Origin of the sequence: Belnapia moabensis DSM 16746 (assembly GCF_000745835.1) — a bacterium.
Classification (GTDB): domain Bacteria; phylum Pseudomonadota; class Alphaproteobacteria; order Acetobacterales; family Acetobacteraceae; genus Belnapia; species Belnapia moabensis.
In genome coordinates, this window is the sequence record NZ_JQKB01000004.1 from 191,782 (window position 1) to 205,057 (window position 13,276).

Genomic DNA, 13,276 nt, shown 5'->3' on the forward strand with positions numbered 1-13,276 from the left:
TTCTCTGGTCAGGACTTGTAGGGGGCGAACCAGCCGAGGCCGGCCTCGGTCTCGCCCTTGGGGCGGTACTCGCAGCCGATCCAGCCGCGGAAGCCAAGCTGGTCGATCGCCTGGAAGACGAAGGGCCAGTTGACCTCGCCGGTGCCGGGCTCGTTGCGGCCCGGATTGTCGGCCACCTGCATGTGCGCGATCAGCGGCATGTGGCGCTCGGCGGTCTTCACCAGGTCGCCCTCGGTGATCTGGCAGTGGTAGAGGTCGAACTGCAGGCCGAGCCGCGCCGGGCCGCCCACCGCGTGGATGATGGCGGCCGCCTCGTCGGTGGTGTTGAGGAAGAAGCCGGGGATGTCGCGATGGTTGATCGGTTCGATCACCGGCAGCACGCCGGCCTTGCCGCATTCCTCGGCGGCCCAGGCGAGGTTGGCGGCATAGACCGAGAGCAGCGTGTCGCGCGCGACGCCGGCGGGCGTGAGGCCGGCCATGAGATGGAGCCGGGGGCAGGCGAGGGCGGCGGCGTAGTCGAGGGCGCGCTTCACCCCCTCGCGGAACTCGGCCTGGCGGCCGGGCAGGGCGGCTTGGCCGCGCTCGCCGGCCGCCCAGTCGCCGGGTGGGGCATTGAACAACACCTGGGAGAGACCGCTGTCCTTCAGCCGCGTGGCGATCTCGGCGGCGGGGAAGTCATAGGGGAAGAGGAATTCCACCGCCTCGAAGCCGGCCGCCCGGGCTCGGGCGAAGCGGTCGAGGAAGGGCACCTCGTTGAACATCATCGACAGGTTGGCGGCAAAGCGCGGCATGGTCCCCCTCCCACTGGATACAAGCTGCTATAGCAGTCGCGGCGCAAGCTACCGGGGCGCGGCGGCGCTGGCTACTGGCGCCAGGGCGATCCCGGGGAGGGATGCGCCGCCCCCTCGGGGATGATACGGAGCGGCCATGACCGACCGACGCATCCAGTCCGAGCGCTTCACTCCCGCCGCCCTGCTCGGCCTGCTCGCGGCCCTCGCGCTGGCCGTGGGCTGCCTGCTGGTGCTCCGGCCCTTCCTCTCCTCGCTGCTCTGGGCGGCGATCCTCGTCTTCTCGACCTGGCCGGCCTACCGGATGCTGCGGGAACGGACGGGGCTGTCGCCCGGCCTCGCCGCCGGGGTGATGGTAACGGCGGAATTCCTGCTGATCGGGCTGCCGCTGGTCTTCGCCACGCCGACGAAGCGCGAGGATGTGGAGGGGCTTCGCCATGCGGTGGAGACCTTCCTGACCCAGGGCATGCCCGGGCTCGGCACCTGGCTCGGCAACCTGCCTCTTATCGGCGCCTACCTCGCCGAGTATGTGGAGGGGGTGGATTTCGGCCTGTCGGGCCTCGCCGAGATGGTTGGCCCCTATGCGGGGACGCTGGCGCAGAATGCGCTGGCGGTGCTGCTGGCGGTGCTCTCCGGCATCGCCGAACTGCTGGTGGCGATCTTCCTCGCCTTCTTCCTCTACCGGGACGGACCCTCCATTGCCCGGCGGAGCGAGGCGGCGCTGCAGCGGCTGGCCGGGGACCGAACGCGGCGCCTGGTGGCGTTGACCGGGGACGTGACCCGGGGGGTGGTCTATGGGCTGCTCGGCACCGCCCTGGTGCAGGGGTTGATGACGGCCTTCGGCCTTTGGATTTCCGGCGTGCCGCGGCCGGTGCTGCTGGGCGTGGTGGCGGGTGTCATCTCCATCATGCCGGTCGGGGCGCCGCTTATCTGGATCCCGGCGACGCTCTGGCTGTTCAGCCAGGGCTCGACGGGCTGGGCGATCTTCCTTGGGCTCTACGGGGCCTTCGGCATCAGCAGCGCGGACAATGTGATCCGGCCCTGGCTGATCTCGAGGGGGGCCGATCTGCCGTTGCTGCTGACCTTGCTGGGCGCGCTGGGCGGGGTGTTTGCCTTCGGCTTCCTTGGCCTGTTCCTGGGGCCGGTGCTGCTCGCCGTCGGGTTCACCTTGTTGAAGGATTGGGCGACCGAAGGGGCAGAAGGGAGCGGAAGGACCGGCTGACACCCTTTCGTCACGCAAGGCCGCGGCCTATAGGGGCGGAAAAGCCCGCAGGGACGGCCCCCGAATGCTTGCCTTCATCATCTCGCGCATCCTCCAGGCCTTGCCGGTCATGGCGGTGGTGGCGCTGATCAGCTTCGCCATGTTCGCCTATGTCGGCGACCCGGTGGCGATCATGCTCGGCCAGGACTTCACCGAGCAACAGCGGCAGGCGCTGGTGGCGAGCCTCGGGCTCGACCAGCCCTTCTTCGTGCAGTTCGGCAAATTTATCTGGAATGCGTTGCATGGGGAGTTCGGCCTCTCCTACCGCCTGTCGCGACCGGTCGCCGAGCTGATCGAGGAGCGGGCGCCGGCGACGCTGGAACTGGCCTTCTGCGCCGCGCTGGTCTCGCTCTGCATCGGCGTGCCGATGGGGGTCTATACCGGGCTCTACCGGAATTCCTGGCTGAGCCGCTTCTTCCTCACCTTCAGCCTGATCGGCGTCTCGCTGCCGACCTTCCTGATCGGCATCCTGCTGATCCTTGTCTTCTCGGTCTGGCTCGGCTGGCTGCCGAGCTTCGGGCGGGGGGATACGGTGCAGCTCGGCTGGTGGAGCACAGGGCTGCTGACCGTCTCGGGGCTCAAGGCGCTGGTGCTGCCCTCGGTCACGCTCGGGATGTTCCAGCTGACGCTCATCATGCGGCTGGTCAGGGCGGAGATGCTGGAGGTGCTGCGGACGGACTACATCAAATTCGCCAGGGCGCGAGGCCTGGCGAACCGGGCGATCAATTTCGGCCATGCGCTGAAGAACACGCTGGTGCCGGTGATCACAGTCGCCGGGTTGCAGCTCGGCGGCATCATCGCCTTCGCCATTGTTACCGAGACGGTGTTCCAGTGGCCGGGGATGGGGCTGCTCTTCATCCAGTCGGTGAACTCCGCCGACATCCCGGTGATGGCGGCCTATCTGATGCTGATCGCGCTGGTCTTCGTCACCATCAACCTGGTGGTCGACCTGCTCTACTACGCCGTGGACCCGAGGCTTCGGGTCGGTGGCGCGAAGCGGGGGCACTGAGCGATGGCCGCGATTGCACGCATGATCGACAGCGACCTGTTCTGGTCGTTCCGACGCTCGCCCGTTACCGTGATCTCGGCGGTGGTGGCGCTGATTTGCGTCCTCGGCGCGGTGCTGGCGCCGCTGCTCGCGCCGCACAACCCCTTCGACGTGGCGACGCTCAACCTGATCGACGCCTTCAAGCCGCCGGCCTGGGCGGCGGAGGGGGACGCGGCCTATCCGCTCGGGTCGGACGACCAGGGGCGGGACGTGCTCTCGGCGATCATGTACGGCGCGCGGGTCTCGCTGCTGGTCGGCTTCTGCGCGGTGCTCTTCTCGATGGTGGTTGGGGTCTCGGTCGGGCTGCTGGCCGGCTATGCGGGCGGAGCGGTGGACGGGCTGCTGATGCGCATCGCCGATATCCAGCTCACCTTCCCCAACATCCTGATCGCGTTGCTGGTGGACGGCATCGCCCGCGCCGCCCTGCCGTCGGACGTGCATGACCGGGTGGCGCTCTTCGTCGTCATCTTCGCCATCGGCATCAGCGCCTGGCCGCAATTCGCCCGCACCGTGCGCGGCTCGACGCTGGTCGAGCGGAACAAGGAATATGTGCTGGCGGCGCGGGTGATCGGCATCTCGCAACTCAGGATCATGCTGACCCATGTGCTGCCGAACGTGCTCGGGCCGGTGCTGGTGATCGCGACGCTCGGGCTCTCCAACGCCATCATCTCTGAGGCGACGCTTTCCTATCTCGGTGCGGGCGTGCCGCAGACCCAGCCTTCGCTGGGGACACTCATCCGTATCGGCAACGACTTCCTCTTCTCCGGGGAATGGTGGATCGCCATCTTCCCCGGCATTGCGCTCATCGCCATGGTGCTGTCGGTCAACCTGCTCGGCGACTGGCTGCGCGATGCGCTGAATCCGAGGCTCCGCTGATGGCCCCCTTGCTCGAAGTCCGCGACCTGCGCGTCGAATTCCCGACGCGGCGCGGCATCCTCACTGCGCTCGACGGCGTCTCCTTCTCGATCGCGCCGGGCGAGGTGCTGGGCGTGGTCGGCGAGTCCGGCGCCGGCAAGTCGATGACGGGGGCGGCGATCATCGGCCTCCTGGAGCCGCCGGGGCGGATCGCCGGCGGGCAGATCCTGCTGAACGGCAAGCGCATCGACAACCTGCGCTACGACCAGATGCGGCGCATCCGCGGGCGGGAGATCGGCGCGATCTTCCAGGACCCGCTGACGACGCTGAACCCGCTCTATACGGTGGGCGAGCAACTGGTGGAGACGATCCGGACGCATCTCGGCCTGGATGGCGCCGAGGCGCGGAAGCGGGCGATCGGCTGGCTGGAGATGGTGGGCATTCCGGCGGCGGCGCAGCGCGTGGACAGCTATCCGCACGAGTTCTCGGGCGGGATGCGGCAGCGCGTGGTGATCGCGCTGGCGCTTTGCGCCGAGCCGAAGCTCATCGTCGCCGATGAGCCGACGACGGCGCTCGATGTGTCGATCCAGGCGCAGGTGATCGCGCTGCTGAAGGGGCTGGCGCGGGACAAGGGCACCTCGATGATGCTGGTCACCCACGACATGGGCGTGATCGCCGAGACCGCTGACCGCGTTGCGGTGATGTATGCCGGGCGCATCGCCGAGATCGGGCCGGTGCGGGAGGTGGTGAAGCACCCGAAGCATCCCTATTCGGCGGGGCTGATGGCCTCCATCCCGCCGCTCGACCGCAAGGTGGAGCATCTGGCGCAGATCGACGGGGCGATGCCGCGGCTGTCGGCCATTCCCCGCGGCTGCGCCTTCAACCCGCGCTGCCCGGAGGTCTTCGCCCGCTGCCTGGTGGAGCGGCCGGCGCTGCTGGCGACGGGTGCGACGGAGGCGGCCTGCTGGCTCTATGACGCGGCCTCGGAGAAACATGCGCCGGAGGCGATGCGTCATGGCTGAGACGCCGATCCTCGAGGTCGAGGACCTCGCGCGCTATTTCGATGTCTCGCGGCCCTGGCTGCAACGGGTGCTCGCCGGCGAGGGCAAGCGCATTCTGCGGGCGGTTGACGGCATCTCCTTCGCCATTCCGCGCGGGACGACGCTGTCGCTGGTCGGCGAGAGCGGCTGCGGCAAGTCGACCGTGGCGCGGCTGGTGGTGGGGCTCTATCCGCCAAGCCGGGGGCATGTGCGCTTCGAGGGGATGGAACTGGAGCGGGCGCGCGCCATCGCCGAGCAGCGCCGACGCATGCAGATGATCTTCCAGGACCCCTATGCGTCGCTCAATCCACGCTGGCGGGTGAAGGACATCGTCGCCGAGCCGATCCGCGCCTTCGGCATGACGCCGAGCGCGGCGGCGCAGCAGGCGAAGGTGGCGGAGCTGCTGACCCAGGTCGGGCTTTCGCCGCTGGACGGCGAGAAATTCCCGCATGAGTTCAGCGGCGGGCAGCGGCAGCGCATCTCGATCGCGCGCGCGCTGTCCTCGAACCCGGATTTCCTCGTCTGCGACGAGCCGACCTCTGCGCTCGATGTCTCCGTGCAGGCGCAGATCCTCAACCTCATGAAGGATTTGCAGGCGCGGCTTGGCCTCACCTATCTCTTCATCAGCCACAACCTCGCCGTGGTGCGGCAGGTGAGCGACCGGATCGGGGTGATGTATCTCGGGCGGCTGGTGGAGCTGGCGCCGGCAGAGACGCTCTTCACCACGCCGCGCCATCCCTACACGCGGGCGCTGATGGAGGCGATCCCCGACTTGGAGATGACCGGGCGGCAGCGCATCCCGGTCGGTGGCGAGGTGCCGAGCCCGATCAGCCCGCCCTCGGGCTGCCCCTTCCATCCCCGCTGCCCGCTCGCCAATGACCGCTGCAAGGCGGAGCGGCCGGGGCTGATCCCGGCGCGGGCGACGGAGCAGAGCCTCACCGCCTGCCATGCGGTGGAAGAGGGTCGGGATGGCGGCCTGCCGGCGGCTCAGCGGATCGGTACGACCGCGACGGCGTTGTAGGGCGAGCCGTCCACCAGCTTGGTCGACCAGGCCATGTAGACGACGACGCCGCGCTCCTCGTCGAGGAAGCGGTGGACGCGCGTTTCCTTGAAGAAGAGGCTGGTGTTGCTCTCGTAGACATTCTCGCCGCGTTGGCCGCGGCGGGCGCCGTCCGTCACGCGCACGGTGCCGGTGGTCACGCAGGAAAGGGCGAAGCGCGCCGGGTCCTCGGCGAGGCCGACCATGCCGGAGACGCCACCGGTGCGGGCCTGGCTGATGTAGCAGGAGACGCCCTGCACATCCGGGTCGTCGAAGCGCTCCACCACGACGCGGTGGCTTCGGGTCAGGCCGAGATTGGTGATGGCCGTGTTCACATGGCCGATCTCCTTGGTCTCCTCCGCCGCTGCCGCCGGCAGCGAGACGAGCAGGGCGAGGAGCAGAGCGGGGACGCGCATCGGGAAGCCTCTCGAGTTCGTATCTGCCGGTGAACGAAGGCCGGCGGCGAAGGTTGCGCGGGCGCGCCGGGTTCCCCCGCCCGCGCAAACGTGGCTGTGAGCGGGTGCAACATTTGCAGGCGCGGGCTGTTTGCGCTGGCGTCGGCCCCGATCGGGGCCGGAAGCCTGCGGAAGGAGCCCTCGGTTGCAGTCCATCCTCATCGTCGGTGCGGGGTTCGCCGGCGCCGTCTTCGCGCGGCAGCTCGCCGAGGCCGGCTATCGCTGCCAAGTCATCGACCGCAGGCCGCATATCGCGGGCAATGCCTTCGACGAGGTGGGGGAGAACGGCATCCGCATCCACCGCTACGGGCCGCATCTGTTCCATACCAACAACAAGACGGTAGTGGACTGGTTGAGCCGCTTCACCGAATTCGTGCCCTATGAGCACAAGGTGGAGGCTCTGCTGGCCGATGGGCGATGCCTGCCGATGCCGATCAACCGGCGGACGCTGGAAGGGTTGTTCCGCGTCGATCTGCCGGATGCGGAGGCGGCACAGGCCTTGCTCCGCAGCTTGGCCGTGCCGATCGAGGCGCCGGCCAATGCGGCGGAGCATCTGCTGTCGCAGATCGGGCCGGACCTGACCGACCTCTTCTTCCGGCCTTACACGAAGAAGATGTGGGAGATGGACCTCGAGGAGATGGATGCCTCGGTGGTGAAGCGCATCCCCATCCGCTTCGATGACGAGGACCGGTATTTCCCGAACGACCAGTACCAGTTCATGTTCCGCGGCGGCTACACCAAGGCCTTCGAGCGCATCCTCGACCATCCGCTGATTCGGGTGGAGACGGGGCGGGAGTTCGACAAGGCGATGCTGCGCGAGTTCGACCACTGCTTCAACAGCATGCCGATCGACGAGTATTTCGGGTACGAATACGGACCGCTGCCCTATCGCTCCATCCGCTTCCATCATCGGGAGGTGCCGGCGGAGCATGGGGTCGGCTATGCGACGACGATCAACTTCACCGATGCCGGGCCGCTGACGCGGGAGACGGACTGGTCGCGCATCCCGGATCATGTGGTGCGGCAGACGGGGCGGAAGACGTTGACCGCGGAGGAGCCCTGCGACTACCGCGACAACAATATGGAGCGGTACTACCCGGTGAAGACCAGCGACGGGCGCTACCAGGCGGTCTACGAGAAGTACAAGGCGCTGGCCGAGCGGGCGGGCGAGTGCAGCTTCATCGGGCGCTGCGGGACCTACCAGTATCTGGACATGCACCAGGTCATCAACCAGTCGCTGGCGCATGTCGACAAGTGGATCGAGGCGCGGAAGTAGTCACTCGCCAGCGGCGACGCCGTCCCGCCGTGGGTCGGCGCCGCCTTGCAGGCGCACGCCATCCGGCTCGCGCAGGATGCGGATGGCGGTGAGGCCGGAATTCATCACCCGCACATCGACCGGGAAGCCGCGCGCCTCGAGCGCCGGGGCGAGGGCGGCGGCGCTGGTGCCGGCTTCCAGCTCCAGCGTCGCGTTCAGCGCGCCGATGCGGGGGAGGGAGACGGCGGCCTGAGGCTCCATCCCCCAATCGAGCATCGCCACCAGCGTCTGCGCGACATGGCCGATGATACGCGAGCCGCCAGCCGAGCCGAGCAGGGCGACGGGCTGGCCCTCGGCGTTGAAGACGATGCTCGGTGACATGGAGGAACGGGGGCGCTTCGCGGGGCCGACGCGGTTGGCGACGGGGCGGCCGTCGATCTCGGGGAGGAAGGAGAAGTCGGTCAGCTCGTTGTTGAGCAGGAAGCCGCAGACCATCACTCGGGCGCCGAAGACGTCCTCGATGGTGGTGGTGAGCGAGATGGCGTTGCCGGCTGCATCGACGATGGAGATGTGGCTGGTGCCGTGCTCCGGCTGCGGCGGCTGCGAGGCGAGCGGTGCGCCGCCCTGCCAGGGCGGGTTGCCGGGGCGCGGCGTGGCGAGGGCGTGGTCGCGGTCGATGAGTTGGGCGCGAATCGTCAGGTAGGTCGGGTCGAGCAGGCCGCGGACCGGGACGGGGACGTGGTCGGCATCGGCGAGGTAGCGGTTGCGGTCGGCGAAGGCGATGCGGCCAGCCTCGCCGAGAAAATGCGCGGCGTCCAGGCTGCGTGGGTCGAGCTGCATGTCCTGGTGACCAAGCATGGCGAGGATCTGCAGGACGGCGACGCCGCCCGAGCTCGGCGGCGGCATGGAGCAGACGGTGTTGGCGCGATAGGGGCCGCAGACGGGCTGGCGTTCCACCGGGGCGTAGCCGGCGAGGTCGTCGGTGGTGAGCAGGCCAGGATTGGCATGGCCGCGGACGGCGGCGGCGATCTCGGCGGCGATGGGGCCGCGGTGGAGGGCATCGGCGCCCTGTTCGGCGATGGCGCGGAGCGTGGCGGCCAATACCGGGTTGCGCAGGCGGCTGCCTTCGGCGAGGGGCTTGTCGTTGGGAAGGAAATAGGCGCGGGCCGCCGGATCGCGGCGGAGGCGCTCTGCATCGGCGGCGATCTGGGCGGCGAGGCGAGGAGCGACGGTGAAGCCGGCCTCGGCCGCGGCGATGGCGGGAGCGAAGAGCTGGGCCCAGGGCAGCCGGCCCTGGCGCTTGTGGACGGCTTCCAGCATGCGGAGGGCGCCGGGAACGCCGACGGCGCGGCCGCCGACCGCGGCCTCGTGGAAGCCCATGGGCTGGCCGTCGCGGAGGAAAAGGCTGGGGGACGCGGCGGCGGGGGCGGTTTCGCGGCCGTCCCAGGCGGCGAGGCGGCGGGTGGCGGCATCCCAGTGGAGCATCAGCGCGCCGCCGCCGATGCCGGAGGCTTGCGGCTCGACCAGGGTGAGCATGGCCTGAGCGGCGATGGCGGCATCCACAGCGTTGCCGCCGGCGCGGAGCATGGCGAGGCCGGCTTCGGCGGCCATGGGGTGGGCAGCCACCACCATCTGGCGCTGGGCCTGGGCGGGGAGGGCGAGGCAGAGGAGCAGGAGGACGAGGCGGGCCATGGTGCTCCTGGGCGGGGCTGTCTTTCGGCTTCTACCCGCCAACGGCAGCGGCGGGAACCGGAGCGCGGTGGCGGAAGGCCAGCGCCTCCGCGAGATGGGCACGCATGACGATTTCGCATCCCGCGAGGTCGGCGATGGTGCGGGCGACGCGGAGCATGCGGGTATAGCCGCGGGCCAAGAGGCGGAGGCGGTCGGCCGCCTGCTCGGCCAGCTGACGGGCGGCGGGTTCGGCCTGGAGGCCGCGCTTCAGCACGGCGCCCTCGGCGGCGGCGTTGCAGCGGGGGCCGGCCTCGCCGTAGCGGTCGCGCTGTCGCTGGCGGGCGGTAGCGATGCGGGCGGCGACCGCGGTGCTGGTATCGCCCGGCGGGGCGTGGGCGAGCTCGCTGGCGGGGACGGGCAGCACCTCGATGGCGAGGTCCATGCGGTCGAGCAGCGGACCGGAGAGGCGCATGCGGTAGTCGTCGCCGCAGCGGGGCGCGCGGCCGCATTCGCGGGGCGCATCGCCCAGATAGCCGCAGCGGCAGGGGTTCATCGCCGCGATGCATTGGAAACGGGCCGGATAGGTGACGTGGGCGTTGGCGCGGCTGATGGTGGTGCGGCCGGTCTCCATCGGTTGGCGGAGGGCTTCCAGCGCGGCGCGGGGGAATTCCGGCCATTCGTCGAGGAAGAGGACGCCGTGGTGGGCGAGGCTGATCTCGCCCGGCTTCGCGCGGCCGCCGCCGCCGATGAGGGCGGCCGGGCTGGCGGAGTGATGCGGCTCGCGGAAGGGCGGTCGGGTGACGAGCTGGCCACCGCGCAGCAGGCCGGCGATGGAGTGGATAAGGCTGACTTCCAGCGCCTCGGCCGGGGAGAGGTCGGGCAGCAGACCGGGGAGGCGGGCTGCGAGCATCGACTTGCCGGCGCCGGGCGGACCGACCATCAAGAGGTTATGGCCGCCGGCGGCGGCGATCTCGAGGGCACGCTTGGCGCTTTCCTGGCCCTTCACCTCGGAGAGGCAGGAGCCGCGGTCCTGCACCGGCTGGGGCGGCGGCGGTGGCGGCGGCGCCAGGCGCTGCGTGCCGCGGAAGTGGTTCATCAGGGACAGCAGGTCGGGCGCCGCCAGGACCTCGATGCGGCCGGCCCAGGCGGCCTCGCCACCCTGGCTTGCCGGGCAGATCAGGCCGAGGTCGCGGGCGGAGGCGCCGAGGGCCGCCGGCAGGACACCATTGACCGGGCGGATGGCGCCATCCAGCGAGAGCTCGCCGAGGGCGGCGTAGCGGGCCATGCGGTCGCGCGGCAGCACATCCATTGCCGCCAGCACGCCAAGCGCGATGGGCAGGTCGAAATGCGAGCCTTCCTTGACGATGTCGGCCGGGGCCAGGTTCACCAGGACGCGCTTCGGCGGCAGGGTGAGGCCGAGGCCGATCAGCGTGGCGCGGACCCGCTCGCGGCTCTCGGCCACGGCCTTGTCGGGCAGGCCGACGATGAGACTTGTCGAGCCGGTTTCGATTCGTTAAACCTCTTCCGCAACAGTGTTGTCACGGCCGAGGCGGAGACGATTGCAATCACTGATCTAGCTAGCCGTCCAGCGATTCCGCCGCACGAAACCGTGAGTCTTAAATGACCAGAGCCTACTCGTATGTTCGGTTCTCCACCCGAGAGCAGGCGGATAGCGACAGCCTGAGACGACAGCGGGAAGCCGCCGTCGCATTTGCCCGAGAAAACAATTTGACATTGGACACGAGTTATATCGATCCCGGTGTAAGTGCGCATAAAGGCAGAACGGTTAAGAAAGGGGCGTTCGGCAGATTCGTTACAGCCGTCGAAGTCGGCGATATCCCTAGCGGGTCCTACCTCCTCATTGAGGCATTCGACAGGTTTTCGCGCCAAGATGTCCTGGCTGCGATGGCCCTGCTCACCACGCTGCTGCAACACAACATCACGGTTGTGACGCTGGAGGATAATCAACGCTACTCAATGGAGAGCGTCCAAAATGGCTTGAGCCAGATTATTGTCGCGGTCGTCAAAATGCAGGCGGCTTACGAGTTTTCAAAGCGGCTCGGTACTCGATTGAAATCGGCATGGCAGGGCAAGCGAGACACCACTGAGGAACCCCTGACCAAATGGTGCCCAGCTTGGTGCCGATTGGATGAAAGCACCGGCAAGTTCATCGAAATCAAAAACCGCGCCAATGTGGTCCGCGAGATATTCCAACTCTGCGCCGACGGATTGGGCAAAGAGCGCATTGCCCGGGAGCTAAACGAGCGCGGGGTGCCGACTTGGGAGCAGACCGGCAACCGCCCAAAAGCCCGCCAGTGGTATACGGGCTACGTTGCGAGAATACTCCAGAATCGTGCGGTGCTGGGGGAGTTCCAGCCCCATCTCTCCTATGATGCCAAGGACAAGGACGGGCGAGATGTCCGGCGGACTAGGGCCGCGGGTGAGTTGCGGCTGGGCTACTACCCCGCGGTAATTGATCGAGCCCTCTGGGATCGTGTCCACGCCGTCCGCCAAGGCCGCATGAAGACTGATGGGCCGAAAGCCAACATCCACAATATTTTCGTCGGCCTGATCAAGTGTGCCCACTGCCGATCCGCGATGATAATGCGGAACAAGGGCGACCGCCGCAAGCTGGCGACCAAGCGACTGGCCAGCTATCAAGGGTGGCGGACCGGAAACAAGCTGGTCTGCTCTGCCGCTTTCGCCCGCCGCCGTGAGCCGCTGTTCAACGAACTGGTTTGCGACATAACGGATCACGTCAACTACCACCATCTCGAAGGGCCGATTCTGGACCATCTCGGCGAAACCGCCATCCCCCAACCCACCTCCCGAGCGTCACGGCAGGTGCAGCAGATCGAGGCGGAGATCGGCCAACTTAAGGACGAGATCACCCGCAGCCGGGAAGCGCTCGATGAAGAACTCGGGGACCTCGGCAAACGGCCGGAGATCATCGCATCTCTGGCACGACTAGAGGCCGGCATCAGCGAGAAGCTGCGCCGAGTGGCCGAGCGGGAGCGCGACCTCACAACGCTTCGTGGCAAACAACCTAGCGCCGATGCCTTGGCAGCGGTTCGAGAACTGCGCGAGGCCGCGGACTCCGATGACCCGCTCGTTCGCCGCGCCGCCCGCCTCAAGCTTGCCGAATCGCTCAAGGGAGTGGTTGACGTAATCGCAGTCGAGGCTGACCTGAATTGCGCCTATCTGCACTACGGCGGGGTCCTCGTCGCGCTCATCAAGGATGGCCAGCACACCCGGCTCAGAGAAGGGCCTCCGCTGTACATCCTGGGCCAAGAAGAGGAGGACGAAGAAGTAGTGCTGGCGCGAGCGCGCGAGTTCTTTCTGCGGGCGACGCACACCGAGGTCGTCGATGAAAATGGTGAAGAGGGCGTTCAGGTTTCCTGGGGCGATCCTGACGCGAGGCGCAGATAGTTTGTTGGCAATCCGTCCTCGACCGGTCTGAGCCAAATCAACCCCGCGGGAACGCAGTTTCCGTGCGGCCGTTCGCGTAGCGTCGTACCGAACTTTCGGTAGACGAACTCTTTTCTTGGATATGGCAGGATACATCATCAAGCCGCACGATGGTGATCGACCGATCGAAGAACCGTGCAGGTGTGAGCTTTGCAGCTTCGAAGCCGTCCGGGCGGAGGCTCTGGCTGCCGCACGCAGTCTTCTCACAACGAAGGTTTGGGCAGGCAAGATGCTAGACGGCCAGCGGTTGGAACTTTGGGACGATGCAGGGCGGATGCTGGCGACGATTTGGCTTTCTGAGGAGTGACCAGTAGGCCAGCGCCGAAAGGTGATCCGGGGATCGACGACTGGAAGCGCTGATAGCGAAATGCCGCAAGACCATGGAAGCTGCGACTG

Annotated in this window: 11 protein-coding genes and 1 pseudogene; 8 read left to right on the top strand and 4 right to left on the bottom strand. The window is 68.0% G+C overall.

The window, feature by feature from the left end; translation table 11 throughout:
• Positions 1 to 8 precede the first annotated feature (8 nt).
• Complete coding sequence (gene otnI, locus EP26_RS04015; protein ID WP_043336048.1) at positions 9 to 791, bottom strand: 2-oxo-tetronate isomerase; 783 nt, start codon at positions 789 to 791, stop codon at positions 9 to 11.
• A gap of 136 nt (positions 792 to 927) precedes the next feature.
• Between otnI and EP26_RS04020 the strand changes: the two genes are divergently transcribed.
• The 5 genes from EP26_RS04020 to EP26_RS04040 all read left to right on the top strand — a co-directional run bounded on the left by EP26_RS04020 (position 928) and on the right by EP26_RS04040 (position 6,013).
• Positions 928 to 2,010 (top strand): AI-2E family transporter, encoded by a 1,083-nt coding sequence (locus EP26_RS04020; protein WP_052388770.1) that lies wholly within the window; start codon positions 928 to 930, stop codon positions 2,008 to 2,010.
• A 64-nt stretch (positions 2,011 to 2,074) separates the two neighbouring features.
• The gene (locus EP26_RS04025) at positions 2,075 to 3,058 is read left to right on the top strand and encodes an ABC transporter permease (RefSeq protein WP_043336049.1); all 984 of its coding nucleotides are present in this window, start codon (positions 2,075 to 2,077) and stop codon (positions 3,056 to 3,058) included.
• A 21-nt stretch (positions 3,059 to 3,079) separates the two neighbouring features.
• Positions 3,080 to 3,973, top strand: a complete 894-nt coding sequence (locus tag EP26_RS04030) for an ABC transporter permease (RefSeq protein ID WP_245624285.1) — start codon at positions 3,080 to 3,082, stop codon at positions 3,971 to 3,973.
• Positions 3,973 to 4,974 carry an ABC transporter ATP-binding protein gene (locus tag EP26_RS04035; protein ID WP_043336053.1) on the top strand — a complete coding sequence of 334 codons (1,002 nt, stop codon included), beginning with the start codon at positions 3,973 to 3,975 and terminating at the stop codon, positions 4,972 to 4,974. The genes EP26_RS04030 and EP26_RS04035 overlap by 1 nt, the downstream gene beginning before the upstream one ends.
• Positions 4,967 to 6,013 carry an ABC transporter ATP-binding protein gene (locus EP26_RS04040; RefSeq protein ID WP_043336056.1) on the top strand — a complete coding sequence of 349 codons (1,047 nt, stop codon included), beginning with the start codon at positions 4,967 to 4,969 and terminating at the stop codon, positions 6,011 to 6,013. Before EP26_RS04035 ends, EP26_RS04040 begins: the two co-directional genes overlap by 8 nt.
• Here the strand turns inward: EP26_RS04040 and EP26_RS04045 are convergent.
• Positions 5,980 to 6,447, bottom strand: coding sequence for a CreA family protein (locus EP26_RS04045; RefSeq protein ID WP_043336059.1), 468 nt, complete (start codon positions 6,445 to 6,447; stop codon positions 5,980 to 5,982). The genes EP26_RS04040 and EP26_RS04045 overlap by 34 nt on opposite strands.
• A gap of 184 nt (positions 6,448 to 6,631) precedes the next feature.
• Between EP26_RS04045 and EP26_RS04050 the strand changes: the two genes are divergently transcribed.
• Entirely contained in the window at positions 6,632 to 7,762 is a 1,131-nt protein-coding gene (locus EP26_RS04050) for a UDP-galactopyranose/dTDP-fucopyranose mutase family protein (RefSeq protein WP_043336061.1), read from the top strand.
• On the opposite strand, the gene ggt is transcribed toward EP26_RS04050, so the two are convergent.
• Both ggt and EP26_RS04060 read right to left on the bottom strand, forming a co-directional pair.
• Positions 7,763 to 9,433, bottom strand: a complete 1,671-nt coding sequence (ggt, locus tag EP26_RS04055) for a gamma-glutamyltransferase (protein WP_043336065.1) — start codon at positions 9,431 to 9,433, stop codon at positions 7,763 to 7,765. It lies immediately after the preceding gene.
• A 31-nt stretch (positions 9,434 to 9,464) separates the two neighbouring features.
• Positions 9,465 to 10,901, bottom strand: a pseudogene (locus tag EP26_RS04060) (YifB family Mg chelatase-like AAA ATPase); the annotation flags it as partial.
• A 131-nt stretch (positions 10,902 to 11,032) separates the two neighbouring features.
• Between EP26_RS04060 and EP26_RS04065 the strand changes: the two are divergent.
• Together EP26_RS04065 and EP26_RS38565 are read left to right on the top strand one after the other, a co-directional pair.
• Complete coding sequence (locus EP26_RS04065; RefSeq protein WP_084112308.1) at positions 11,033 to 12,841, top strand: recombinase family protein; 1,809 nt, start codon at positions 11,033 to 11,035, stop codon at positions 12,839 to 12,841.
• Between the two features lie 121 nt (positions 12,842 to 12,962).
• Positions 12,963 to 13,187: a DUF6894 family protein gene (locus EP26_RS38565; RefSeq protein ID WP_408735091.1), complete on the top strand. Its 225-nt coding sequence runs from the start codon at positions 12,963 to 12,965 to the stop codon at positions 13,185 to 13,187.
• Positions 13,188 to 13,276 lie beyond the last annotated feature (89 nt).

Bases quoted from the DNA above. Each gene is read 5' to 3' on its own strand.
- EP26_RS04025 (WP_043336049.1), top strand. From the start codon at position 2,075: ATGCTTGCCTTCATCATCTCGCGCATCCTCCAGGCCTTGCCGGTCATG.
- EP26_RS04035 (WP_043336053.1), top strand. From the start codon at position 3,973: ATGGCCCCCTTGCTCGAAGTCCGCGACCTGCGCGTCGAATTCCCGACG.
- ggt (WP_043336065.1), bottom strand. From the start codon at position 9,433: ATGGCCCGCCTCGTCCTCCTGCTCCTCTGCCTCGCCCTCCCCGCCCAG.
- EP26_RS04030 (WP_245624285.1), top strand. From the start codon at position 3,080: ATGATCGACAGCGACCTGTTCTGGTCGTTCCGACGCTCGCCCGTTACC.
- otnI (WP_043336048.1), bottom strand. From the start codon at position 791: ATGCCGCGCTTTGCCGCCAACCTGTCGATGATGTTCAACGAGGTGCCC.
- EP26_RS38565 (WP_408735091.1), top strand. From the start codon at position 12,963: ATGGCAGGATACATCATCAAGCCGCACGATGGTGATCGACCGATCGAA.
- EP26_RS04040 (WP_043336056.1), top strand. From the start codon at position 4,967: ATGGCTGAGACGCCGATCCTCGAGGTCGAGGACCTCGCGCGCTATTTC.
- EP26_RS04065 (WP_084112308.1), top strand. From the start codon at position 11,033: ATGACCAGAGCCTACTCGTATGTTCGGTTCTCCACCCGAGAGCAGGCG.
- EP26_RS04020 (WP_052388770.1), top strand. From the start codon at position 928: ATGACCGACCGACGCATCCAGTCCGAGCGCTTCACTCCCGCCGCCCTG.
- EP26_RS04045 (WP_043336059.1), bottom strand. From the start codon at position 6,447: ATGCGCGTCCCCGCTCTGCTCCTCGCCCTGCTCGTCTCGCTGCCGGCG.